The sequence below is a fragment of the Herbiconiux sp. 11R-BC genome, from assembly GCF_049472555.1.
Classification (GTDB): domain Bacteria; phylum Actinomycetota; class Actinomycetes; order Actinomycetales; family Microbacteriaceae; genus Herbiconiux.
Genome location: NZ_JBCEBO010000008.1, coordinates 168,223 through 191,203, shown reverse-complemented (window position 1 = coordinate 191,203; position 22,981 = coordinate 168,223). Strand labels below are relative to the sequence as shown.

Below are 22,981 nucleotides of genomic sequence, written 5' to 3'. Positions count from 1 at the left end.
GTTAGAGCCGAGTCCAGGCTTCGGAGAGAACTCCGCGCAGAATCTGCTCGATCTCGTCGAACTCGGCCGGCCCGATGGTGAGAGGAGGGGAGAGCTGGATGACGGGGTCGCCCCGGTCGTCGGCTCGGCAGTACAGCCCGGCGTCGAAGAGCGCCTTCGAGAGGAAGCCGCGCAGCAGGCGCTCCGACTCGTCGTCGTCGAAGGTCTCGCGGGTCGCCTTGTCCTTCACCAGTTCGATGCCGAAGAAGTAGCCGTCGCCGCGCACGTCGCCGACGATCGGCAGGTCGAGCAGCTTCTCGAGGGTCTGCCGGAAGATCGGCGAGTTCTGCTGCACGTGCTCGTTGAGCTTCTCCTCCTCGAAGATGTCGAGGTTCTCGAGCGCCACGGCGGCCGACACGGGGTGACCGCCGAAGGTGTAGCCGTGGTAGAACGCGGTCTGGCCGTGCTTGAACGGCTCGTAGATCCGCTCGTTGATGATCGTGGCGCCGATCGGGGAATACCCGCTGGTCATCGCCTTGGCGCAGGTGATCATGTCGGGTTCGTAGCCGTAGGTCTCGCAGGCGAAGTAGTTTCCGATGCGGCCGAAGGCGCAGATCACCTCATCGGAGACGAGCAGGACGTCGTACTGGTCGCAGATCTCGCGCACACGCTGGAAGTAGCCGGGAGGCGGCGGGAAGCATCCGCCCGAGTTCTGCACCGGCTCGAGGAACACCGCCGCCACCGTCTCGGGGCCCTCGAACAGGATCATCTCCTCGATGCGGTTCGCCGCCCACAGACCGAAGGCCTCCGGCGTGCCCTCGAAGCCCATCTCGGGGGCGCGGTAGTAGTTGGTGTTCGGCACGCGGAAGCCGCCGGGCGTGACGGGCTCGAACATCTCCTTCATCGCGGGGATCCCCGTGATCGCCAGGGCGCCCTGCGGGGTGCCGTGATAGGCCACTGCCCGGGAGATGACCTTGTGCTTGGTGGGTCGGCCCTGCAGCTTCCAGTAGTACTTCGCCAGCTTGAACGCCGTCTCCACGGCTTCGCCGCCGCCGGTGGAGAAGAACACGCGGTTGAGTGAACCGGGGGCATAGTGTGCGAGCCGGTCGGCGAGCTCGATGGCGGAGGGATGGGCGTACGACCAGATCGGGAAGAACGCCAGCTCCTCGGCCTGCTTAGCAGCCACCTCGGCGAGGCGCTTGCGGCCGTGGCCGGCGTTCACGGTGAAGAGGCCGGCGAGACCGTCGATGTACTTCTTGCCGGTGGAGTCCCAGATGTGGTGGCCTTCTCCGCGGGTGATGATGGGCACTCCGGCGCCCGACTCCATCACCGACTGGCGGGCGAAGTGCATCCAGAGGTGGTCTTTGGCCATCAGCTGGAGTTCGGACTCGGTGCGCGAGCCGCGAGCGGCGGCGGTGTACGACCGGGCGGAAACGGGCTGTTCTGTCGTTGTCATCGTGTACCCCAGTTGTAGAGCTGCTTGTGCAGCTTCAAATAGACGAATGTTTCGGTGGACTGGACGCCCTCGAGCCGGCGGATCTCGGAGTTCAGCAGGGTGATGAGGTCGTCGTCGTCTTCGCACACGACCTCGGCGAGGATGTCGAAGGTTCCGGCGGTGAGCACCACGTAGTCGACGGCCGGCATCGCGGAGAGCGCGTCGGCCACCACCCGGGTGTCTCCTGACACCTTCAGGCCGATCATCGCCTGGCGGTAGAAGCCGAGCTGCAGCGGATCGGTGACGGCGACGATCTGCATCACTCCCGATTCGGTGAGCTTCTGCACCCGCTGCCGGACGGCGGCCTCGCTGAGGCCGACGGCCTTGCCGATCTCGGCGTACGAGCGACGGCCGTCGTCTTGCAGCTGCTCGATGATCGCCTTGGAGGTGTCGTCGAGCAGGGAGGGCCTCGGCTTGGTGCTCATGCTTCGATACTGTCAGGTGCAGGGGTGCCCGGCAAGCGAATCCGAAGCAGATCACAGCAAATGATGCTGAAATCGACAGTCCGGCTTTCAGACTCCCGCCACGGCGGCGGGCGGGCGCATCCGCCGGTAGTACTCTCGCCGCATGGGGAGTCTGCGATTCGTGCCCGCCGAGGGGGAGTGGACGGTTCTCGCCGCGTGGCCCACGGTCGTGACCCTCGACGCCGGTGCCGGCGACGAGGTCGTGCAGGCCGTCTGGAACGCGCTCTCCACCCCGAACGCGTCGATCGAATCGGTCGTGTCGAGCATCCCGATCCGCACGGCAGCGGCCGAGGCCTCGTTCTCGGTCGTGCGCTTCCGTGCCGAGGGCGCGGAGGACGACACGGTCGACCCCGCGATTCCACCGTCGGCGTGGACGGCCACCGTGGTGGCGCGCGGAGCCGCCGCCGTCGACCTGCACTCGGTAGGAGGAACGCGTCGTTTCGGGTCGGGCGGCATGCAGCCCTGGGCGCTCGCCGAGTTCTCCTCCGTCGTCGCCATCGCGACCGGCGGGCTGGCCCCGGTTCCCGAGTCGGTTCTGCACCTGCCCACGGATGCCCGCCGGCTCGACCACGGGATCGCCCGCGCCAGTCGGGTGCTCTGGGCCACCTCGGTCGGGCTGTTCGTGCCCGAGGGAGCCGCCACGGGGCCCGACCCCGACACAGCCGACGGCGAGACCGTGCTCCGGCCGCGGATGCAGACGGCACCGACGGCCGGGCCCCTCGAGCCCGCTGCGGAAGCGGCGGAAGCGGGCGCAGCGGCGGCCGAGTCCCTCGACCCAGCGTCCGGCACCGAGTCCGACGCCGGGCCGGAGCCCGCGCCCGAGTTCGAACTGCGGGTGGGTGACGGCGAGCCGATCGCCCTCACCGGCGCGGTCGTCATCGGCCGCAGTCCCCGCATCCGTCGCTCCTCCTCGGCCGCCGAGCAGCTGCTCGTCACGGTCGACTCGCCGTCGCAGAAGGTCTCGGCGAACCACGTGGAGATCGCGCGCACCGGGCGCACCGTCGTGGTCACCGATCTGCGCTCGACGAACGGCACCACGGTGCGCCTGCCGGGGCAGCCCGCCCTCCGTCTGCGGCAGGGAGATTCGGTGGTCGCATCGGTGTCGGCTATCGTCGAAATCGGCGACGGAAACGTTATCCACATCTCGTCGCGAGACCGGGGAAACTCCGGGATCACCCTTTAGGATTCCCGGAAAGCTGTCAGGAGTTGGTCACCGTGACCCAAGTCGGTCGAACGAGCGCGCGCGTGAGCGTGACACGCGACGGCGCGAGTCCGCGCCGCGTCACCCTGTCGTGGGCCTCGCTCACCGACAAGGGCAACAAGCGCGCGGTCAACGAAGACAGCGCACTGAGCGAGATCCCCTTGTTCGTCGTGGCCGACGGGATGGGCGGGCACTCCGCCGGCGACGTCGCCAGCGCCGCCGTGGTCGAGCGGCTGAGCGGCATCACCGAAGCCGTCACCACCGCCGACGCCATCGAGTCGGCGCTCGCCGAGGCCCTGACCGACATCGACAAGGTGGGCGACGAATCCGCCCTCGGCACGGGCACGACGGTCACCGGCGTCGCTCTCGCGGAGGTCGACGACGACCTCGCCTGGATGGTGTTCAACATCGGCGACTCGCGGGTCTACCTCTTCGCCGACGACGAGCTGCGTCAGCTCACGGTCGATCACTCGGTGGTGCAGGAGCTCATCGACGCCGGTCTCATCACCAAGGAGCAGGCCGAGCACCACCCCGACAGCAACGTCATCACGCGCGCGGTCGGCTTCCACGAGAAGCCGGTGCCCGACTACGAGCTGCTGCCCGTGGCCCCCGGTCAGCGCATCCTGGTGTGCTCCGACGGGCTCACCAAGGAGCTCACCGACTTCGGCATCCGCCACTATCTCTCCACCACCCCCTCCGCGGAGCGCGCCGCCGTCGAACTCGTCACGGCCGCGCTCGCGAACGGGGGCCGGGACAACGTGACCGTCGTGGTGGTCGACGTGGAGTCCGACGAGACCGAGGCACCGGGCTCCGACGCGCGCGCGGCGCGCCACGGGTCGACCCGGAACTGAGAGCACCATGGCCCGGCGTCTTCCGTCACCCCCACCCGCGCTCCCCGGGTTCACGCCCGTGCGCGTGCTGGGCTCGGGCGGGTTCGCCGACGTGTTCCTGTTCGAGCAGAACATGCCGCGGCGGCAGGTGGCCGTCAAGGTCATGCTGCCCGAGGTTGTGAACGATCAGGTGCGGCGGATGTTCCAGGTCGAGGCCGACCTGATGGCCAAGCTGAGCGCGCATCCGTCGATCCTCACCGTCTACGAAGCCGGCGTCTCCTCCGACGGCCGGCCTTACCTCGTGATGGAGCTCTGCTCCTCCTCGCTGGGCCAGCGCTACCGCAGCGAACCGCTGCCGGTGGCCGAGGCGCTGCGCATCGGAGTGAAGATCGCGGGGGCGCTGCAGACCGCGCACGAGCAGGGCATCCTGCACCGCGACGTGAAGCCGTCGAACATCCTCGTGACGGCATACGGCGCTCCCGTGCTCTCCGACTTCGGCATCTCGGCGTCGACGCGCGGCAACGCGGCGGCCGAGGCCGTCGGGCTCTCGATCCCGTGGTCGGCGCCCGAGGTGGTCTCCGAACAGACGCAGGGCACCGTCGCCTCCGAGGTCTGGGCGCTCTCGGCCACGCTCTATTCTCTGCTCGCCGGCCGCTCTCCGTTCGAGGAGCCGGGAGGCCGCTCGGCGCCGGGCGATCTGGCGCGCCGGATCGTGAAGGCCAGACTCGCGCCGACCGGGCGCACCGACGTGCCCGCGTCGCTCGAGCGCATCCTGGCCCGCGGCATGGCGAAGAACCCCGTGCAGCGTCCCGCCTCGGCGCTCGAGCTGCTGCGCGAGCTGCAGGCCGTCGAGACCGAGCTGGGCCTCGCGCAGACGAGCGCCGAGATCGCGATGGCGGAGTGGGCGAGCGACTACTCGCGCGATTCCGACGAGCGCACGGTCATCCATGTGGCGGAGGCGACCCGTCGCCGCCGCCGGAGCGTGACCGGAGCGCGCGGCCCCGCCGGATCCGGATCCGGCGGATCGCGCGCGGGCTGGGCGTCGGGCTCCGTGCCGGGCGTCGGGCCGGCTTCCGGCGCCGGAGAGGGCAGCGACGGACGTGACCGTTCGGTCGCGTCCCGCGTCGCGGGCGCCGGCCCCGGCTCCTCTCGCACGGCAGGCGGCCGCGGCCGGGTCTGGCTGGTCGTGGCGGGCGTCGTCGTCGCCGCCGCGATCGCGGCCGGCGCGATCTTCCTCGTCGCGCGCCCCGGCAGCGGCGGAATCCCGCGGGTCGGCGAGATCGCGGCCACCACCCAGGGCGGCCACATCCTCTTCACCTGGGCGGACCCGGGCCTCGGTGACGGCGACAGCTACCGGGTCACGACCAGCAGCGGCCAGAGCTCGGTGCAGAAGAGCCGCGAGTTCGCGGCCGACCCCACGAGCACCGCCCCGGTGTGCATCTCGGTCGCCGTCGTGCGCGCGGGAAAGTCGGGCGAAGCGAGCTCGCAGAAGTGCGCAGCGCGGGAATGACCGATCGAGCGCGAACCGCCGGCTGGCTCCGTTCGCACCGCTCCCTCGCCATCACGGTCGCCGCGAGCGGTGTCGTCGCGGCGCTGGTGGCCGTCGTCGCCGTGGTGTCCACCGGCTATACGGCCCGTCAGGTGCACCTCGACGACGCGGCCGTCTGGGTGACGAGCGACCTGCACCAGGCGGCCGGCCGCGCGAACCCGCAGCTCGGCGAGCTGAACACGGCCGTGCGGATGCAGTCGGGCTCGCTCGCGGTGAGCCAGCTCGGGCAGACGGTCGTCGTGAGCGATCTCGGCGGCGGGCAGGCGCGCATCCTGAACACGGCCGACGCGAGTGTGGCCGACACCGTCCCTCTCCCCGTCGGCGACGTCGGGATCGCGCTCACCGACTCGCGCGCCGTCATCACCTCGCGCACAACGGGGGACGTGTGGATCACCACACCCGGCGCGCTGGCGACCTTCGATCCCTCGAGTCCGCCCGACCTGACGCTCGGCGCCGGCGGGGACACCGCGATCACGGCGGCGGGCTCGATCGTCGCCGTGTCGGTGGCCACCGGCTCGGTGTTCACGGTGAATCCCTCGGCGGCGGCCGGCGCCTCCGCCAGCACGCCGATCTCGGTGGACGCGGGCGCCGACGTCTCGATCAGCGCCGTGGGCGAGCGCTGGGTGGTGCTCGACCGCAGTACCCGCCGGCTGATCACCGCCGAGGGAGCCATCGACCTCTCGGGCTCGATGAACCCGGTCGCCGCGGCGGGTACGGGAGCCTGGTTGCAGTCGGCCTCGGACGCCTCGCCGAGGGTTCTGCTCGCGACCAGCGAGGCACTTCTCGCCGTCACCCTGGCCGACGGCTCCGTCGAGCCGCTGTCCTCGGGGCACACCGGCAGCGCCGCGCGGCCGGTGCAGGTCGGCGGATGCTGGTACGCCGGCTGGACCGACGGCCGCTCGTGGAGCGCGTGCGGCGAGCCCGGCACGGACGGCGGCGGTGCGGCCGCGGATCCCGCCGCCGTCACCGTCGGCACCGCCGGAGCGACGGGAGTGACGACCGCCCCGGCGACGGGCGCCGAGGGCACCCTCTCGGGCGCCGCCTCCGGCGACGAGCTGGTGTTCCGCACCAACGGCGGCGGTGGCGTCCTGCTGAGTGACGCCGTCACCGGGCGCTCCTGGGATGTCACGCGCCAGAACGCGCCGATCGACAACTGGGAGGCGCTGCTGCCAGACACCACCTCCAACCAGCAATCGTCCTCGGCCGTCACAGACGAGCCCGTGCAGGCCGACCCCACTCAGCGTCCTCCCGTCGCGGTCGACGACCAGCTCGGCGCCCGGACCGGCCGCTCGACGGTGCTGCCGGTGCTGCTGAACGACTACGACCCCAACGGCGACGTCATCGTGATCGACTCCGTGCGCGTGCCCGACGGCGTCGACTGGAGCGTCGCCCTGATCTCCGACGACCAGCAGCTCCAGCTCACCCTGCCCGCCACGGCCACCGGGGAGCTCGCCATCGGCTACACCATCTCCGACGGGCGGGGCGGCACGGCGGAGGCCACCGCCCACGTGGCGGTGCGCGCTCCCACCGAGAACTCGCCGCCCGTGCAGGCCTCGAAGCCGGGCATCGACGTGGCGCTCGGCGGCCGGCAGAGCACCGACATCCGCAGCAGCTGGTACGACCCCGACGGGGATGCCTTCTTCGTGCAGAGTGCCGGGGTCGCCGCACCCGACGTGGTCACCTACACGCCCGACGGCGTGATCACCTATTCCGACGCGGGGCAGAGCACCGGGCCGAAGGAGATCGCCGTCACGGTGAGCGACGGCCAGGCCTCGACGGCGGGCTCGATCGGCGTCGTCGTGCATCAGCCGGGCGAGGTGCCGCTCGTCGCCTCGGGCTTCGTGGTGCTCGTGCACGTGGGCCAGGAGGTCGACGTGAGCCCGTTGCCGCACGTCGCGGGGGGTTCCTCGGCGCTGCGGCTCGCGAACGTGCCCGCGCACGACGGTTTCACGATCGCTCCCGACTACGCCGGGGGGACGGTGCGGATCACGGCACAGACCGCCGGTTCGGAGTCGCTCGACTACGCGGTCGCCGACGGCGCGCGGACGGCCTCGGGCGTCATCCGCGTGATCGCCACGCAGCCGCCGGATGCGAACACCCGCCCCGTGACCGTGCCCCACTCCGCCTTCGCGCGGCAGAACGCGAGCGTGCTGGTCGACGTGCTCGCCGGTGACTTCGACCCGGCCGGCGGCGTGCTCATCGTGAGCGGGGTCACCGGCGTGAACCCGCTGGACGGTGTGCGGGTGGAGATCATCGAGCAGAGGCTCATCCGCGTCACGCTCACCCGCCCGCTCGACCTGGGCCGCATCACCTTCGGCTACACCGTCACCAACGGACTCTCCGACGCGCAGGGCTTCGTGACCGTCGTGCAGATCCCGGACCCCGCGTCGCGCCAGCCACCCGTCGCCGTGCCCGACACGGCCTCGGTGCGGGTGGGGGACGTGGTCGACATCCCCGTGCTGCGCAATGACGTGCATCCCGACGGCGATCCGCTCACCCTCGACCCCGTGCTCGTGCAGGGCCCGGGCGCAGACGCCGGCCTGCTCTTCGTCTCGGGCAATCTGCTGCGCTACCTGGCCCCGTCCACCCCCGGGGACTTCACCGCCGTCTACCGCGTGGACGCACCCGACGGCCAGTGGGCCACGGCCCAGGTGACCATCAGCGTGCGCGAGGCCGACCCCACCGCGAACGCGGCACCCGTGCCGGCGCAGGTGACCGCGCGCGTGATCGCGGGCGAGACCGTGCACATCCCGATCACCCTCACCGGCATCGACCCCGACGGCGACTCGGTGCAGTTCCTCGGCATCGATTCCGCCCCCGGCAAGGGCACCGTGGTCGCCACCGGCGCCGACTCGATCGACTACCAGGCGGGCGACTACTCCACCGGCACCGACTCGTTCAGCTACACCGTGGTCGACCGGCTGGGCGCGCGCGCGACCGGCACCATCCGCGTGGGCATCAGCGCACGACTCGACGGCGCCCGCAACCCGGTGGCCACCCCCGACGAAGCACAGGTGCGGCCCGGCAAGACGGTGCTCGTGCGGGTGCTCGACAACGACTCCGACCCCGACGGCAGCCCGCTCACCGTCACCGACGTGACCCCCGTCACACCCGGCGCCACCGCTTCGGTGTCGGACAACATGCTCTCGATCGCCGCGCCGGCCACGCCGGGCCGGTACGGCTTCATCTACTCGATCGCGAACGGTCGCGGCGGAACGAGCTCGAGCTTCGCCACCATCGACGTGCAGCCGGATGCGCCGCTCTCCCGCCCGCGGGTGAGTGACACCGTGCTCACGCTCACCGACATCCTCGACAAGAAGACGGTCGACGTCTCGGTGCTCGACAACGTGTTCTTCGCCGAGGGGCCGACGAGCAGCCTCTGGCTCTCGGTGCTGCCCTCGTACTCGCAGGTGGCTCGTGTCGTCGGCGGGCGGATCCAGGTCGACGTCCTGCCCGGCCGCCAGGTGATCCCGTTCACGGTCGCGCATCCCGACGACCCGAACATCCGGTCGAGCGGCTTCATCTGGGTGCCGGGCACCGACGACGCACTGCCGCAGGTGCGCGCCGGGGCTCCCAAGCTCTCGGTGCAGAGCGGGGCGACCCTGAGCATCCCGATCAACGATTTCGTCGTCGCGGTGGGCGGACGCCAGGTCACCATCACCGACCCGAACACCGTGCGGGCCACCCACGCCGACGGTGGTTCGCTCGTCGCCGACGACCGCACGGTGGTCTTCCGCAGCGCCGACAAGTACTTCGGGCCCGCCTCCGTCTCGTTCGAGGTCACCGACGGCAGCCGCACGGCGACGCTGGTGCTGCCCATCACGGTGACGCCGCGTGACAACCAGCCTCCCGTGTTCAACGGAGCCATGATCGAGTTCGAGCCCGGACAGCAGAAGGTCATCGATCTGAGCCGCCTCACGAGCGCTCCCGGCGGCGGCGCGCAGCTCGGCTATCAGCTGCTCGATCCGAAGCCGGCGGGGTTCTCGGCCGTGCTGCTGGGGTCGAGCCTCACCATCTCGGTCGATGTGGGCACGAAGAAGGGCACGACGGGCGCCTTCTCCATCGGGGTGAGCGACGGCGCGAATCCGGGCAAGGCCGGGCGCATCGAGATGAGCGTGGTGCCGTCGACGAAGCCGCTCGCGGTACCGGCGACGGATGCGGTGGTCGCGCCACGCGGCAAGACCACCAGCGTCGACGTGCTCGCCAACGACGACGCCACCAACCCCTTCCCGGGGAAGCCGCTCACGGTGATCGCCGTGCGTGGAGCCGACGCCGGTTCGCTGCCGACCGGGGTGACCGTGGTGCCGAGCGCCGACAAGAGCGTCCTGCAGATCACGGTGGCGGCGGATGCCCCGCCCGCCGACGTGAGCGTGCAGTACCAGGTGCTCGACGGCACGGGCGATCCGGAACGCGCCACCTGGGGAACGGTGCGCATCGCCGTTCAAGACCGGCCCGGACCCGTGACCGGCCTCAGCGTGACCGGCTTCGGCGACCGCACGATGACCGTCGCGTTCTCGCCCGGCCCGGCGAACAACGCGCCCCTCCAAGGATTCGACGTCACGGCGGCGACCCCGGCCGGAGCGTCCGTCACCACCCGATGCTCCGGCACCGCGTGCGTGGTGGGCACGCCCGGCAACGGGCCCGGCAACGCGGTCACGCTGAGTGTCGTGGCGATCAACTCGATCGGGGCGTCCGATCGGGTGTCGTATCCGGTACCCGTCTGGTCCGACCTGCTGCCCTCGGCGCCGGGCGTGCTCACCCTCGTGCCGCGCGACGGCGCGCTCGGCGTCAGCTGGGCGGCCTCCACAGTGCCCTCGGGCGGGTCGCCGGTGCGGCAGTACGACGTCTCCGTCGGCGGCCGGGTGGTGGCCACGGTCGACGCGAGCGGCTCCGGATGCACGGCCTCGGGCTGCAGCGCCCTGGTGGGCGGCCTCGCCAACGGCACCTCGACCACGGTCACGGTCACCGCCCGCAACGGCGCCTACCCCTCCCTCTCCGCCTGGCCCTCCGTCTCCGGCGCGGGCACACCCTATGGCGCGCCTGCCGCCTCGCCGGTCTCCGCGGTCGCGAACCTCGGCAGCGGCCTGGGTTCGGTCACGGTCTCGTGGCCGGCGTTCGCGGGCAACGGAGACGCGGTGGCCGGGTACTTCGCGCAGCTGCTCGCCCCCGGAGTCACGAGTGTGCCGGGCGGCGCCCAGGCCTGCTCGGTGTCGTCGCCGGCGCCCGGCACCGTCTCGCCTCCCCGCGCCGGCGGCGACGTGGCTGCGCAGCTCGCGCTCGGCGGCGACGCGCGCAGTGCGACCTTCTCCGGTCTCGATCAGGTCGACCAGAGCTACTCCTTCGTGGTCTGGGGCTACAACGCGGCCGGCTGCGTGGCCTCGGCCGTCACGACCGCGGTGGCCTCGCCGAGCCCCGGCAAGGTCGACGCCGGCGGAGTCTCGATGACCATGGTGCCGAGCGGCAAGACGGTCGACGTGCGCGTCGACTCTGCGCCCACGCCGTCGGCGCCCTCCGCGAACGTGCGCTACGCGGTGCGGCCGGTCGACGGCGGCGGATCGCCCACCGGGGCCCGCCAGTCGTTCACCCTCGGCGGGTTCCCGCGCGAACTCACCGACGGGGCGTTCGGCGAGAGGTATCGCTTCATCATCCAGGCCTGCAACGTGTGGGGCAGCACCGAGGTCTGCGGGCCGTGGTCAGACCCCGTCACCGCGCCCGAGCCATCCCTCACCTTCGCCTTCGACTCGGAGCCGGTCTACGACGGCACGGCCTGGGGCTGGCTGGCCGACCCGCCGAACGGCACTCTGACGCCCCGCTACTCCTGCGGCACGGGCACGCCGCCGGCTGAGCCGGGAGGCACCGGAGGCGTGGTCGGAGCGAACTCCTGCACCCCGGATGCGCCGGCCCCACGCGGCAGCAGCTGGCTCGACCTCACCATCGGCGCCTACCACTTTGTGTACCGTGGCTAGCGGAAAGGCTCCCTCCATGACCATGACGACCGAGCAGGCGACGCGCTTCGCCGACGTCTTCGATCGCCTCACTGCCTCGATCGAGCAGACGCTGCACGGCAAGTCGCACGTGGTGCGACTCGCGCTCACGGCGCTGTTCAGCGAGGGCCATCTGCTGCTCGAAGACGCGCCGGGCACCGGCAAGACCTCGCTCGCCCGTGCCATCGCCGACAGCGTGCGCGGCACGTCGAGCCGCATCCAGTTCACGCCCGACCTGCTGCCCGGCGACATCACGGGCGTCAGCGTGTTCGACCAGAGCAGCGGGGCGTTCACCTTCCATCCCGGACCGATCTTCGCGAACGTGGTTCTGGCCGACGAGATCAACCGGGCCTCGCCGAAGACGCAGTCGGCGCTGCTCGAGGTGATGGAGGAGGGGCGGGTCACGGTCGACGGCCAGGGGCATCCGGTGGGCGAGCCGTTCATGGTGATCGCCACCCAGAACCCGATCGAGCAGGCCGGAACCTACCGCTTGCCGGAGGCTCAGCTCGACCGATTCCTGATCAAGACCTCGATCGGCTACCCCGATCACGCCACGACCCTGCGCATCCTCGCGGGCGCCACCGAGAAGGCCCACGGTGAGGCACGACCGCCGTTGATCACCTCGGAGGGGGTGTCGCTGCTCGCCGCCGAGGCCCGTTCGGTGCACGTCGACCCCACCATCAACGACTACGTCTCGCGGCTCGTGCAGGCCACCCGCGACGCCGACGAGACCCGGCTCGGAGCCAGCGTGCGGGCCGCCCTCGCGCTCATCCGCTCGGCCAAGACCTACGCGGCCTCCGACGGCCGGCACTACGTGGTGCCCGACGACGTGAAGTCGCTCGCCGGTCCGGTGCTCGCGCACCGGCTCGTGCTCGACCCCGAGGCCGAGTTCGACGGCGTGACCCAGCTCGGCGTCGTGTCGCAGCTGCTCCTCGACGTCCCGCCGCCCGGGGACGTCGCGCCCGTATGACCTCCGGGGGCGACTCCGCCGGCGCGGGCTCGCGCCTGGGCGCGCCCGCATCCGCGTCCGTGTCCGCGCCCGGTGGCGGTGCCGCGGATGCCCCACAGCGGCATCCGCGGAGCGTCGTCGTCTCCGCGAGCGGCTGGGTGGTCTGCGCGATGGCGGTGCTCGGCCTCGCCGGGGGCCTCGGGCTCGGCTGGACCGAGCTGCTCGTGATCGGCGTCTTCGCGGTGGTCGTGGCCGCCGTGGCCTCGGTGTTCCTGCTCGGCCGCATCGTCGGCCGGATCGACATCGCCGTGCGCGACCGCGAGGTGACGGCGGGCGCCGCGGCCTCCGTGGTCGTCCGCGTGCGCAACGAATCGGGCCGGCGCCAGCGCGCCCGCCTCGCCGACTTCGTGGTGGGGGAGCGCACCGAGAGCATCCGGCTCCCCGCCGTGGGACCGGGGGAGTCGCACGAGATCGTCATCTCCGTGCCGACGAGCCGGCGCGGCGTGATCGAGCTCGGGCCCGTCACCATCCTGCGGCGCGACCCGCTCGGACTCGCCCGACGGGAGTCGGTGCGCTCGGGCACCGCCGAACTCTTCGTGCATCCCGCCACGGTGCCCGTCGGCGTGAGCACCACCGGGCTGCTGCGCGACCTCGAGGGCATCCCCACGGCCGACCTCACCGACAGCGACATGTCGTTCCATGCGCTCCGCGCCTACCTGCCCGGCGACGACCGGCGGCACATCCATTGGAAGAGCACGGCGAAGACCGGTTCGTTCCTCGTGCGGCAGTTCGAGCAGACCCGCCGCAGCCACCTCATCGTGATGCAATCGCTGAGCGCCGCAGACTACGCCTCCGAAGAGGAATTCGAGCTGGCGGTGAGCGTCACGGCGTCGATCGGCGTGCGGGCCGTCACCGACGGCACCGCGGTGTCGGTGTTCGCCGGGGTGCCCGCGCGGCCGTCGACCGGCGTCGGGCGGGGGCGGATGCTCCGGGCCGGCGGCGCGGGAGCAGCCGGCCGCGCGGGCCGCGCGGGGGCTGCCGATCGGGCGACGGCGCGCGACGGCGGGCGCCCGCGTTCCGGGGCGGCCGCCGGACCGTCCGCGGGCGGCCCTCGGGCCGGAGCGGCCGGGCATCCGGGGCGCCTGCGCACGCGGACGCCCCGCCAGCTGCTCGACGACCTCAGCCGCATCGCCGAATCCTCGTCGGCCGGCACCGCGCGGGTGGCCGCGCTCGCCCGTGCGGTCGGGGAGTCGGCCCCGGATGCCTCGGTCGTGTTCCTGGCGTGCGGGTCGACGGTCACGGCCCGCCAGCTGCGCGCGGCCGCCTCGCACTTCGCGGCCGGCGTCGAGGTGGTGGCGGTCGTGGTCGAGCCGGAGGCCGAGGCGGCGCTCGTGCGCATCGACGCGCTGCGCATCACACGCATCGGCTATCTCGACGATCTCGTGCGCATCCTGAGCCGGGCGGTGGCCGCATGAGCGCGTCGGCGCCGGCCCGCGCCGGGGCCGGGGCCGGGGCCGAGGCTGTGCGACCCGCCTCGGTGGGAGCCGGACGTCGCGGGCGAGCCGGGCGATCCCGCCGCCCCCGCGGGCCCGGCTGGCCGCGCATCCTCGCCGCCGCCCTCGTGTTCGAGGTGCTCACCCTCGTCGCGGCGGAGAGCTGGTGGCCGATCTACGAATCGCCCGCCTTCGTCGTGATGGCCGTGGTCACGGTGACCGTCGGCGTGCTCATCGGAGCCGCCGGGGCCCGCTGGTCGTGGCCGGGCCATCTCGTGCTGGCCGCGGTGGTGGTGGCCTGGGCTGCGCTCGGCGTTCCGCTGGCCGTGCCGGCCGAGGCGGCCGGCGGCGTGCTGCCGAGCGCCTCCGGCCTGGTCGACCTCGTGGTGACCACGGGCACCGGATGGAAGCAGCTGCTCACCATCGCGCTGCCCGTCGGCAGCTACCAGGCGCTCCTCGTGCCGGCCTTCGTGCTGCTGCTGGTCGCCTCGACGCTCGGCGTCACCGTGGCGGCGCGGTCGTCGCGGCCGGCGTTCGCCGTACTCCTGCCGGCGCTCGTGCTCGTCGGGGGAATAGCGCTCGGTGGGCCCGATGCCTTCGCCCCGGCGCTCGTGGGTGGGGCGTTCGCCGTCGTGTCGGTGCTCTGGCTCGTGGTGTCCCGTGGGCGCGTGCCGGCGCGAGTGCTCGGCCCGGCAGCCGCCCTCGTGGTCGTGGGCCTCGTGGCGGCCCTCGCCGTCGCGGCCGCGACGCCCGCGCCGGGTCGCGTGGTCGCCCGAGACGCGGTGCAGCAGCCCTTCGACGCCAGCCGGTATGCGAGCCCGCTCTCGGGGTACCGGGCACAGCTCAAACAGCCGGCCGACGCATCCGTGCAGCTGCAGGTCTCGGGCGCCGCGCCGGGCGAGCGCATCGTCGTGGCCCGCATGGACTCCTATGACGGCGTCGTGTTCAGCGTCGGTGGGGCCGCCGGGTCGAGCTCTCTCTTCTCCAGGGTGCCGGGAACGCTGCCCGGGGGACAGGACGCGGCGAGCGGCTCGCGCGTCGTCGTCGTCGTCGGCGCCTATCAGGGGGTCTGGGTTCCCACCGTCGGCGTGCCGAGCGCCATCGACTTCTCCGGGCCGAACGCCTCCGCCCTGCAGAACTCCCTCTTCGCGAGCGCCGCCCTCGGCACCGTCGCCGACACCGCCGGGCTCACCACGGGTGACTCCTACACCGTGACCACCCGGCTCGACTCGGCGGTGACCGACACCACCGACCTCACTCCGGGTGCGCTCGTCACCGGTGCGAACGCGTCCGCTCCGGATGCGGTGGGCGTGCGCGCGGCGACCTGGGCGCCCGACTCGCTGTCCCCGGGGCTGCGGCTCAGCGGAATCGTGGCCGGGCTCCAGTCGGGGTATGTGAGCAGCGGGCTCCCCGGCGAGGTCTTCAGTCGTTCGGGTCACGGGGCCGACCGCATCCAGGAGCTGCTCACGGCCACGCCGATGGTGGGCGACGACGAGCAGTACGCCGCCGCGGGCGCCCTCCTGGCCGAGGCCGCCGGGTTCCCGGCGCGGGTCGCGACCGGTTTCACGGTGCCCGGCGCGGGCGGCGTCTCGGAGTCCGGGAGCGGGAGCGGCGCGGCGATCGCGGTGCGCGGCGCGGATGCGCACGCCTGGGTCGAGGTCTACACCGCCGAGGCGGGCTGGGTCGCGCTCGATGTCACTCCCGCTCCGCGCCCCATCCCCGAGGCCTCGGTGGACCAATCCTCGAGTGCGGTGCGGCCGCCCGAGGTCATCCCGCCGGCCACCGAGGAACTCGCCGATCCGGGCAACGCCGCTCCCTTGCAGCAGAACGACAGCAGCGCGCCCCCCGGTGACGGAGCCATCGCCACGGTCCTGCGCATCGCGGCCATCGCCGGTCTCTCGCTCGGAGTGCTCGCGGTGCTGCTCGCTCCGTTCCTTCTGGCGCTCGCGCTCAAGGCCCGGCGTCGCGCGCGCCGGCGCAGCTCCGGCAGCGCCCGTTCGCGCGCGGCGGGCGGCTGGGCCGAAGTGGTGGATGCGGCACGCGACCTCCGCGAGCCGCCGGCTCCGAGCGCCACCCGGCGCGAGGCGGCACGGAGCTTCGGGGGAGGCCCGGCCACGGCGCTCGCCGAACGTGTCGACGGCGCCCTCTTCGCGCCTGTCGAGCCGAGCGAGGCCGAGCTCCGGGCCATCTGGGAGGCGTCGGACGCCGAGCGGAGACGGCTCCGGATCGCCCGTGGGCGGTTCGCTCGGCTGCGTGCTCGCGTCTCCTGGCGATCGTTGCGCGCCTATCATGGCAAGGACAGGAAGAGGCAGGACGACCAGTGAAGTGCAGGACATGCGGCACGATCCTGAGCCCCGGGGCCCTGCTCTGCGGCGAGTGCGGAACCTCGGCCATCGCGCCCCGGCCCACCCTCGGCGACACCGCCCGGTACGACCGGCAGGCCCTCCTCGACGCGATCGCGGGCGAGGAGCGGCGCAGCCGCGGCGGAGCGCTGGTGGCACCGGCGGTCCCGGGCCCCGATGCCACTCCGCGGTCCGAGCCCGAGACGCCGCTGCCGACGGCGGCAGCTCCGGAGACCGCCGGTCTCGTGACGGAGGCCGCCGCCGCCGTCCCGGCACCTGCTGCACCGGCAACTGCTGCGCCGGCGGCGTCGCGCGCCTCCGGAAGCCTGTTCAGTCTCGTGTTCAGCACGGGAGAGAGCATCCGGGTGGCCGGCAGCGGCCTCGTCGGTCGCAACCCGGCACCGGCGGCCGGGGAGCGCGTCGACTACCTCGTGCAGATCGTCGACCCCGAGCGCAGTGTGTCGAAGACGCACCTCGAGTTCGGCGTCGACGACGGGGGTCTCTGGGTGGCCGACCGCGGTTCCTCGAACGGCACGCGCCTCGAGCCCGACCGCGCCGAACCGCTCGAACTCCGCGCGGGCGAGCGGATGCGCGTGGAACGCGGCACCCGCGTCGGCATCGGCGACCAGTACTTCGACGTGCACTGAGTTCCGTGTCGTGGTGAGCCTCGGCGCCGCCTGGCACGCGTGCGACGACGGCCCGCCGCGACTCCTCCACATCGGGAGCCGAACCGCTCGCTCTCCACGGATCCCGGATGCACGCCACCGCGACCGTGCCGCTCGCGTTGAATCGACGCATGCACACCTCCACCGCCGCCCTGATCGGCGCCACCCCCGTCGCCCACGCCACGCGCGCCAGGCCGGCCCTTCCGGCGTTCGAGCTCGGCGCCACCCCTCGTGGTCACCCCGTGCGACTCCGGCTCCGTGCCGGCCCGGCCGGTGAGGGCGCCGCGGATGCGCCCGTCCTCCGGCTGAGCGGCGTCCGGCCGGTGGTGCTGGCCTTCGCCCGCACATTGCTCACGCAGGCGCGCGCTCTCGGCCTGCCGGAGGTGCGTCTCTCGAACGACGGGTCGCTCCACGTGGCCGGTGCGGTGGTGGTCGTCGTCGGCCCTATCGCGCCGGGTCCCGTCACCGGCTCCCGGCCGCCCCCGGCGCGTCTCGAGTTCCACGACGCACCGTGGGCGCTCCTGCACTGGCCGCGAGGTGATCGGCAGCAGCTGATCCGCTGCGCGCTCACCTCCGAAGCCGATCTGGATCTTCTGTCGAGACAGACGAAAACGACGGTCATCACGTCACCGCGACACTGATTTCGTAAAGACTATGTTTCGAAGTGCTGTTTTTCGTTGTTCCCTGTGTCGCACTGGGGCATGCGTGTGCCAGTATCGGACCTACCATTTTCGAGTCCGTGACGATTCGGAAGCGTGGTTCGCACACTGCCTGTCCGCCAAGAGGAAAGCGTGAAGAGCATGACCTTGAGACCACCACAAGACCCGATGATCATTCAGGCCATCCGCCACTCGCAGGCGATGCAGAAGGCCCGAGCGATGAATCTCACGCGGCGTGGCTTCCTCGGAGCGGCCGGTATCAGCGCCACGGCACTCGCTCTCGCCGCCTGCGCGCCTTCCGAGAAGAAGGCGCTCACCCCGGCGACCGACGTCTCCGCCACGGAGAAGACCCTGCGGTGGGACAACTGGCCGGCCTACATGGACGAGGACTCGGCCGGCAACTACCCCACGCTGATGGGCTTCGAAGACCAGTCGGGCATCACGGTCACCTACAACGTGGCGGTCGACGACAACAACAGCTACTACGCGAAGTCGAAAGACGCCCTCGCCCTCGGCCAGGACATCGGTGCCGACACCGTATGCCTCACCGACTGGATGGTCGCGCGCCTGGTTCGCAACGGCTACGTGCAGACCCTCGACCACGCCAACATCCCGAACATCTCGAACCTGAGCCCCTCGTTCGCGAACCCCGACTTCGACAAGGGGCGCCAGCTCTCCCTGCCGTGGCAGGGCGGCTTCGCCGGCATCTGCTGGAACAAGGAGAAGGTGCCGAAGGGTCTGACGAGCGTCGACGAGCTGTGGGACGCGTCGCTCAAGGGCCGCGTCGGCGTGCTCTCCGAGATGCGCGACACGATGGGTCTCATCATGCTCTCCCAGGGCGTCGACATCACCGGTCAGTGGGGCGACACCGAGTTCGCGAACGCGATGGACAGCTTCACCCAGCAGGTCACCGACGGCCAGATCCGCAACATCAAGGGCAACGCCTATCTCAACGACCTCCAGTCCGAAGACACCTATGCGGCGATCTGCTGGTCGGGCGACATCACCTCGCTCAACGCGCAGGCGGGCGACAAGTGGCAGTTCGCGATCCCGGATTCCGGAGGAACGCTCTGGAACGACACCTTCGTCGTGCCCATGGGCTCGGCGCACAAGGCGAACGCCGAAGCCGTCATGAACTACTACTACGAGCCGGAGGTCGCGGCGGAACTCGCCGCCTGGGTCAACTACGTGACTCCGGTCGTGGGGGCCAAGGAGGCCGCCGTGGCGCTCGACCCGCAGCTCGCCGAGAACCAGCTGATCTTCCCCGACGACCAGACGCTCTCGACGGTTCACGTCTTCCGCACGCTGACGCCGTCCGAGGAGAACGACTACGGAGCCCAGTTCCAGAAAGTGCTCCTGGGAAGCTGATGGCCATCGCCTCCTTCGCCGACAAGGGCGCCGACCTCGAGCTCGTGGGGATCACGAAGCGGTTCCCCGGCTTCACCGCGATCGAAGAACTCGACCTGTCGATCCCGGCAGGCTCGTTCTTCGCTCTGCTCGGCCCTTCGGGCTGCGGCAAGACCACCACGCTGCGGCTGGTGGCCGGGCTCGAGGAGCCGACGGCCGGCCAGATCCTGATCGGCGGCAAAGACGTGACGGCGACGAAGCCGTTCCAACGGCCGGTCAACACGGTGTTCCAGTCGTATGCGCTCTTCCCGCACATGACCATCCTCGAGAACGTGGCCTTCGGTCTCCGCCGGCGCAAGATGAGCGACCCGGTCGCGAAGGCGCACGAGGCGCTCGCGCTCGTGGAACTCGACCATCTGGCCGCGAGGCGGCCGGCTCAGCTCTCGGGCGGTCAGCAGCAGCGCGTGGCGCTCGCCCGCGCCATCGTCAACCGGCCCGCTCTGCTGTTGCTCGACGAGCCGCTCGGCGCGCTCGACCTGAAGCTCCGGCGGCAGATGCAGCTGGAGCTCAAGACCATCCAGACCGAGGTGGGACTCACCTTCCTTCACGTCACCCACGATCAGGAGGAGGCCATGACCATGGCCGACACCGTGGCGGTGATGAACAAGGGCCGCATCGAGCAGATGGGCGCGCCGGAGGAGCTCTACGAGCTGCCGCGCACCGCCTTCGTGGCGAACTTCCTCGGGCAGTCGAATCTGTTCAGCGGCTCCGTCACCGCCTCCACGGCCGACGCGATCACGGTCGACGTGGCCGGAGTGCCGATCGTCGTGCCGCGCACCCGCGCGAAGCGCCATGCGGGCGAGGTCGCCATCGGCGTGCGCCCCGAGAAGGTGAGCCTGCTCACCGAGGCGCCGCAGCCCGTCGCCGGCCGTAACGTGCTCGGCCCGGGCCGGGTGACCGACGTCTCGTTCTCGGGAGTGAGCACGCAGTACCTGGTCGAGGTGCCGGGCGTGGGCGAGCTGATCGTGTTCGCCCAGAACATGGTCTTCGGCCCGGTCGTGCACGTGGGCGCGGAGGTCTGGGTGTCGTGGAACGCCGATCACGGCTTCGGCCTCGACGACGATGCGAGCGCGGTGCCGCGCTTCCCGGCCGACGCCTCCACCGAATCGATCGCCGTCCAACGGCGGATCGCCCTCGAAGAAGAACTCGAACAGGCCTGAGCCGCCATGGCCTTCACCGCGTTCTCCTCGCAGGCGGTCGTCGAGCAAGCGCCGCGCAAGCGGAGCTTCATCGCGCTCGTGCTGCTGCTGCCCGGCATCCTCTACCTGGTGCTGTTCTTCCTCGCCCCGCTGATCTCGCTCGTCATCACCTCGTTCCAGCAGCCGGTGATCGACGGCGACGTGGGGGAGTACACGGCCGGGTTCCAGTGGCAGAACTACACCGACGCGATGGGCGAATACTGGCCCCTCGTGCTGCGCGCCTTCGGGTTCGCGATCATCGCCACGGTGCTCGCGCTGATCATCAGCTACCCGATCGCCTACTTCATCGGGGTGAAGGCGCGGCGGTGGCCGCTCCTGCAGAGCCTGCTGCTCACCCTCGTGATCGCGCCCTTCTTCATCAGCTTCCTGCTGCGCACCCTCGCCTGGAAGCAGATCATGAGTGACGAGGGACCGATCGTGCAGTTCCTGAAGACCGTCGCCATCCTGCCCTCCGACGGCCACCTCACCGGCACCACCTTCTCGGTGATCTTCGGTCTCACCTACAACTTCATCCCGTTCATGACCTTGCCGCTCTACGCCACCCTCGAGCGGCTCGACCTGCGCTACATCGAGGCGGGAGCAGACCTCTACGCGAGCCCGTTCACCGTGTTCCGCAAGGTCACCATCCCGCTCTCGATGCCCGGCATCGTCTCAGGAACCCTGCTCACCTTCATCCCGGCGGCCGGTGACTACATCAACGCGAGCCGCGACTTCCTCGGCAGTTCCTCCACGGCGATGGTCGGCAACGCGATCGAGGCCAACTTCCTCGTGCTGCAGAACTACCCGATCGCCGCCGCGCTGTCGATCGTGCTGATGGCGGTGATCCTCATCATCGTGGGCATCTACGTACGCCGCTCCGGAACGGAGGACCTGATATGACCAGTGCGGTCCCCGCGAAAGCCTTCGAGCAGGCCTCCTTCGAGCCCTCGCCGGCGCCTCGGCGCCGCAGCCGCCTGCGCGGCATCGGCCTGCCGATCTACACCGGTCTCGCTCTGCTGTTCCTGCTCATCCCGATCGCGTACACCTTCGTGTTCTCGTTCAACGACTCCGGCAAGCTCAACATCGCCTGGCAGGGGTTCACCCTCGACAAGTGGCTCACGGTCTGCAACACGCAGGGGCTCTGCGAGGCCTTCGGCAACAGCATCCTCGTTGGCGTCGTCTCGACGGTCGTCGCCACCGCGCTCGGCACCCTGATCGCCATCGCGCTCGTGCGCTACCGCTTCCGGTTCCGCTCGGCCATCAGCCTGCTGCTGTTCCTGCCGATGGCCACACCCGAGGTCGTGCTCGGTGCGGGTCTCGCCGCTCAGTTCCTGACGCTCGGCACCGAGAAGGGGCTGCTCACCATCATCCTGGCGCACACGATGTTCTGCATCAGCTTCGTCGTGGTGACGGTGAAGGCGCGGGTGGCGAGCCTCGACCCAGCCCTCGAAGAGGCGGGGCGCGACCTCTACGGCTCGCCCGCGCAGGTGTTCTGGCGCATCACCTTCCCGCTGCTGCTGCCCGGGATCGCGGCGGCCGCGCTGCTCTCCTTCGCCCTGAGCTTCGACGACTTCATCATCACGAACTTCAACTCGGGCTCGGTCGACACCTTCCCCAAGTTCATCTACATCGCGGCGGCCCGAGGCATCCCGGCGCAGGTGAACGTCATCGCGTCGGCGGTGTTCCTGCTCGCGATCGTGATCGTGGTGGTGGCGCAGGTCTCCCGCGCGGCCCGGGCGAAGCGTCTCGCCAAGCAGAGCTAGGGCCGGTCAGCCGGCCTTCAGAGGCTCGGCGACACCGTCACGGCGCCCACCGGTTCTCCGCGGCCCCACACGGTGAGGTCGAGCTCGGAGACCACCTCGGCGACCGCCGCTGCGTCGAGCGCACTGTGGCGCGCCAGCAGCGTGAGCGCGACGAGGGTGGCCGGGCGCAGACTGCCGTCGAGCATCTTGAGGGTCACCGTGGTGCCGTCGGGCGCGACGAGAACCATCACGCCGTCGGCGCCGAACTTCGCGAGAACGCCGAGGCGGTCGATCACGATGCTGTTCGGGCGCCCGGGCCCCTCGACGACCCAGCCGTTCGCGAGGGCACCGTCGACGAGGCGACGGGCCGGGCCCTCGTCGGCCAGCCGCACGCGGTTGTAGCCGCGGGCCAGCGCGATCAGCGACATCGCGTGCACCGGGGTGCCGCATCCGTCGACCCCGGTGTGCACCACGGGCTCGCCGGTGAGGCGTTCGACCGTGGCCAGGATGCGCTGCTGCAGCGGATGCGCCGGCTCGAGATAGTCGGCGGTGTTCCAGCCGTTCGCCGCGCACGCGAGCAGCATGGCGGCGTGCTTGCCCGAGCAGGTCATGAACAGCCGCTCGGGGCGCCCGCCGCTGCGGATCACCTCGGTGCGGGTGGCGGAGTCGGCGGGCCAGTCGGCCGGGCAGCCGAGCGCGTCGGGCGTGAGGCCGCCGAGGTCGAGCATCGACCGCACCACGGCGAGGTGCGCCGGAGTGGCCGTGTGGCTCGCCATCGCCATCGCCGACTGCAGCGGATCGAGCTCGACGCCCGATTCGAGCACGGTGAGCGCCTGGAACGGCTTCAGGCTCGAGCGCGGGTAGACCGGGCGTTCCGGTGCGCCGAAGCTCGCGACGACCTCGCCGGCCGGGGAGAGCACGACGGCCGAACCCGCGTGGCGCGACTCCACGAAGCCGCTGCGGTCGACCACGGCGAGCTCGACCGACTCGGCCAGACTCGCGGTGCCGAGCGACGGAGCGCCCGGTTCCGAAGCCGTGCCCATG

The 22,981-nt window shown here is 71.4% G+C and carries 16 protein-coding genes; 13 read left to right on the top strand and 3 right to left on the bottom strand.

The features are described from left to right. Window position 1: 1 nt before the first annotated feature. Together VD659_RS17370 and VD659_RS17365 are read right to left on the bottom strand one after the other, a co-directional pair. Window positions 2-1,435: an aspartate aminotransferase family protein gene (locus tag VD659_RS17370; RefSeq protein WP_423262290.1), complete on the bottom strand. Its 1,434-nt coding sequence runs from the start codon at window positions 1,433-1,435 to the stop codon at window positions 2-4. Then, window positions 1,432-1,899, bottom strand: coding sequence for an Lrp/AsnC family transcriptional regulator (locus VD659_RS17365; RefSeq protein WP_137838495.1), 468 nt, complete (start codon window positions 1,897-1,899; stop codon window positions 1,432-1,434). The genes VD659_RS17370 and VD659_RS17365 overlap by 4 nt, the downstream gene beginning before the upstream one ends. Before the next feature lie 142 nt (window positions 1,900-2,041). Here VD659_RS17365 and VD659_RS17360 point away from each other — a divergent pair, with 142 nt between their 5' ends. The 13 genes from VD659_RS17360 to VD659_RS17300 all read left to right on the top strand — a co-directional run bounded on the left by VD659_RS17360 (window position 2,042) and on the right by VD659_RS17300 (window position 21,958). Further along, window positions 2,042-3,121 (top strand): FHA domain-containing protein, encoded by a 1,080-nt coding sequence (locus VD659_RS17360; RefSeq protein ID WP_423262289.1) that lies wholly within the window; start codon window positions 2,042-2,044, stop codon window positions 3,119-3,121. Window positions 3,122-3,183: 62 nt separating this feature from the next. Next, window positions 3,184-3,990 carry a PP2C family protein-serine/threonine phosphatase gene (locus tag VD659_RS17355; RefSeq protein ID WP_423262288.1) on the top strand — a complete coding sequence of 269 codons (807 nt, stop codon included), beginning with the start codon at window positions 3,184-3,186 and terminating at the stop codon, window positions 3,988-3,990. A 7-nt stretch (window positions 3,991-3,997) separates the two neighbouring features. After that, on the top strand, window positions 3,998-5,479 hold the full coding sequence (locus tag VD659_RS17350) for a serine/threonine-protein kinase (protein ID WP_423262287.1): 1,482 nt from the start codon (window positions 3,998-4,000) through the stop codon (window positions 5,477-5,479). Continuing rightward, the gene (locus VD659_RS17345; RefSeq protein WP_423262286.1) at window positions 5,476-11,484 is read left to right on the top strand and encodes an Ig-like domain-containing protein; all 6,009 of its coding nucleotides are present in this window, start codon (window positions 5,476-5,478) and stop codon (window positions 11,482-11,484) included. Before VD659_RS17350 ends, VD659_RS17345 begins: the two co-directional genes overlap by 4 nt. 16 nt (window positions 11,485-11,500) lie before the next feature. After that, window positions 11,501-12,472 carry an AAA family ATPase gene (locus VD659_RS17340; protein WP_423262285.1) on the top strand — a complete coding sequence of 324 codons (972 nt, stop codon included), beginning with the start codon at window positions 11,501-11,503 and terminating at the stop codon, window positions 12,470-12,472. Next, window positions 12,469-13,926, top strand: coding sequence for a DUF58 domain-containing protein (locus tag VD659_RS17335; protein WP_423262284.1), 1,458 nt, complete (start codon window positions 12,469-12,471; stop codon window positions 13,924-13,926). The genes VD659_RS17340 and VD659_RS17335 overlap by 4 nt, the downstream gene beginning before the upstream one ends. Continuing rightward, window positions 13,923-16,268 (top strand): transglutaminase-like domain-containing protein, encoded by a 2,346-nt coding sequence (locus tag VD659_RS17330; RefSeq protein ID WP_423262283.1) that lies wholly within the window; start codon window positions 13,923-13,925, stop codon window positions 16,266-16,268. The genes VD659_RS17335 and VD659_RS17330 overlap by 4 nt, the downstream gene beginning before the upstream one ends. Next, on the top strand, window positions 16,265-16,933 hold the full coding sequence (locus VD659_RS17325; RefSeq protein ID WP_423262282.1) for an FHA domain-containing protein: 669 nt from the start codon (window positions 16,265-16,267) through the stop codon (window positions 16,931-16,933). Before VD659_RS17330 ends, VD659_RS17325 begins: the two co-directional genes overlap by 4 nt. Window positions 16,934-17,082: 149 nt before the next feature. Continuing rightward, the gene (locus tag VD659_RS17320) at window positions 17,083-17,592 is read left to right on the top strand and encodes a hypothetical protein (RefSeq protein WP_423262281.1); all 510 of its coding nucleotides are present in this window, start codon (window positions 17,083-17,085) and stop codon (window positions 17,590-17,592) included. Window positions 17,593-17,829: 237 nt separating this feature from the next. Beyond that, window positions 17,830-18,978: an ABC transporter substrate-binding protein gene (locus VD659_RS17315; protein ID WP_423262280.1), complete on the top strand. Its 1,149-nt coding sequence runs from the start codon at window positions 17,830-17,832 to the stop codon at window positions 18,976-18,978. Further along, window positions 18,978-20,177, top strand: coding sequence for an ABC transporter ATP-binding protein (locus tag VD659_RS17310; protein WP_423262279.1), 1,200 nt, complete (start codon window positions 18,978-18,980; stop codon window positions 20,175-20,177). Before VD659_RS17315 ends, VD659_RS17310 begins: the two co-directional genes overlap by 1 nt. 6 nt (window positions 20,178-20,183) lie before the next feature. Further along, window positions 20,184-21,095 (top strand): ABC transporter permease, encoded by a 912-nt coding sequence (locus VD659_RS17305; RefSeq protein ID WP_423262278.1) that lies wholly within the window; start codon window positions 20,184-20,186, stop codon window positions 21,093-21,095. Further along, entirely contained in the window at window positions 21,092-21,958 is an 867-nt protein-coding gene (locus VD659_RS17300) for an ABC transporter permease (protein WP_423262277.1), read from the top strand. Before VD659_RS17305 ends, VD659_RS17300 begins: the two co-directional genes overlap by 4 nt. A 17-nt stretch (window positions 21,959-21,975) precedes the next feature. Here VD659_RS17300 and VD659_RS17295 read toward each other — a convergent pair whose 3' ends face one another. Next, window positions 21,976-22,980 (bottom strand): asparaginase, encoded by a 1,005-nt coding sequence (locus tag VD659_RS17295; protein ID WP_423262276.1) that lies wholly within the window; start codon window positions 22,978-22,980, stop codon window positions 21,976-21,978. Window position 22,981 lies beyond the last annotated feature (1 nt).

Excerpts from the sequence above, each read along its gene's own strand:
- VD659_RS17305 (WP_423262278.1), top strand. The coding sequence starts at position 20,184 with ATGGCCTTCACCGCGTTCTCCTCGCAGGCGGTCGTCGAGCAAGCGCCG.
- VD659_RS17330 (WP_423262283.1), top strand. The coding sequence starts at position 13,923 with ATGAGCGCGTCGGCGCCGGCCCGCGCCGGGGCCGGGGCCGGGGCCGAG.
- VD659_RS17310 (WP_423262279.1), top strand. The coding sequence starts at position 18,978 with ATGGCCATCGCCTCCTTCGCCGACAAGGGCGCCGACCTCGAGCTCGTG.
- VD659_RS17315 (WP_423262280.1), top strand. The coding sequence starts at position 17,830 with ATGAATCTCACGCGGCGTGGCTTCCTCGGAGCGGCCGGTATCAGCGCC.
- VD659_RS17340 (WP_423262285.1), top strand. The coding sequence starts at position 11,501 with ATGACCATGACGACCGAGCAGGCGACGCGCTTCGCCGACGTCTTCGAT.
- VD659_RS17295 (WP_423262276.1), bottom strand. The coding sequence starts at position 22,980 with ATGGGCACGGCTTCGGAACCGGGCGCTCCGTCGCTCGGCACCGCGAGT.
- VD659_RS17320 (WP_423262281.1), top strand. The coding sequence starts at position 17,083 with ATGCACACCTCCACCGCCGCCCTGATCGGCGCCACCCCCGTCGCCCAC.
- VD659_RS17300 (WP_423262277.1), top strand. The coding sequence starts at position 21,092 with ATGACCAGTGCGGTCCCCGCGAAAGCCTTCGAGCAGGCCTCCTTCGAG.
- VD659_RS17335 (WP_423262284.1), top strand. The coding sequence starts at position 12,469 with ATGACCTCCGGGGGCGACTCCGCCGGCGCGGGCTCGCGCCTGGGCGCG.
- VD659_RS17365 (WP_137838495.1), bottom strand. The coding sequence starts at position 1,899 with ATGAGCACCAAGCCGAGGCCCTCCCTGCTCGACGACACCTCCAAGGCG.
- VD659_RS17360 (WP_423262289.1), top strand. The coding sequence starts at position 2,042 with ATGGGGAGTCTGCGATTCGTGCCCGCCGAGGGGGAGTGGACGGTTCTC.
- VD659_RS17370 (WP_423262290.1), bottom strand. The coding sequence starts at position 1,435 with ATGACAACGACAGAACAGCCCGTTTCCGCCCGGTCGTACACCGCCGCC.
- VD659_RS17345 (WP_423262286.1), top strand. The coding sequence starts at position 5,476 with ATGACCGATCGAGCGCGAACCGCCGGCTGGCTCCGTTCGCACCGCTCC.
- VD659_RS17350 (WP_423262287.1), top strand. The coding sequence starts at position 3,998 with ATGGCCCGGCGTCTTCCGTCACCCCCACCCGCGCTCCCCGGGTTCACG.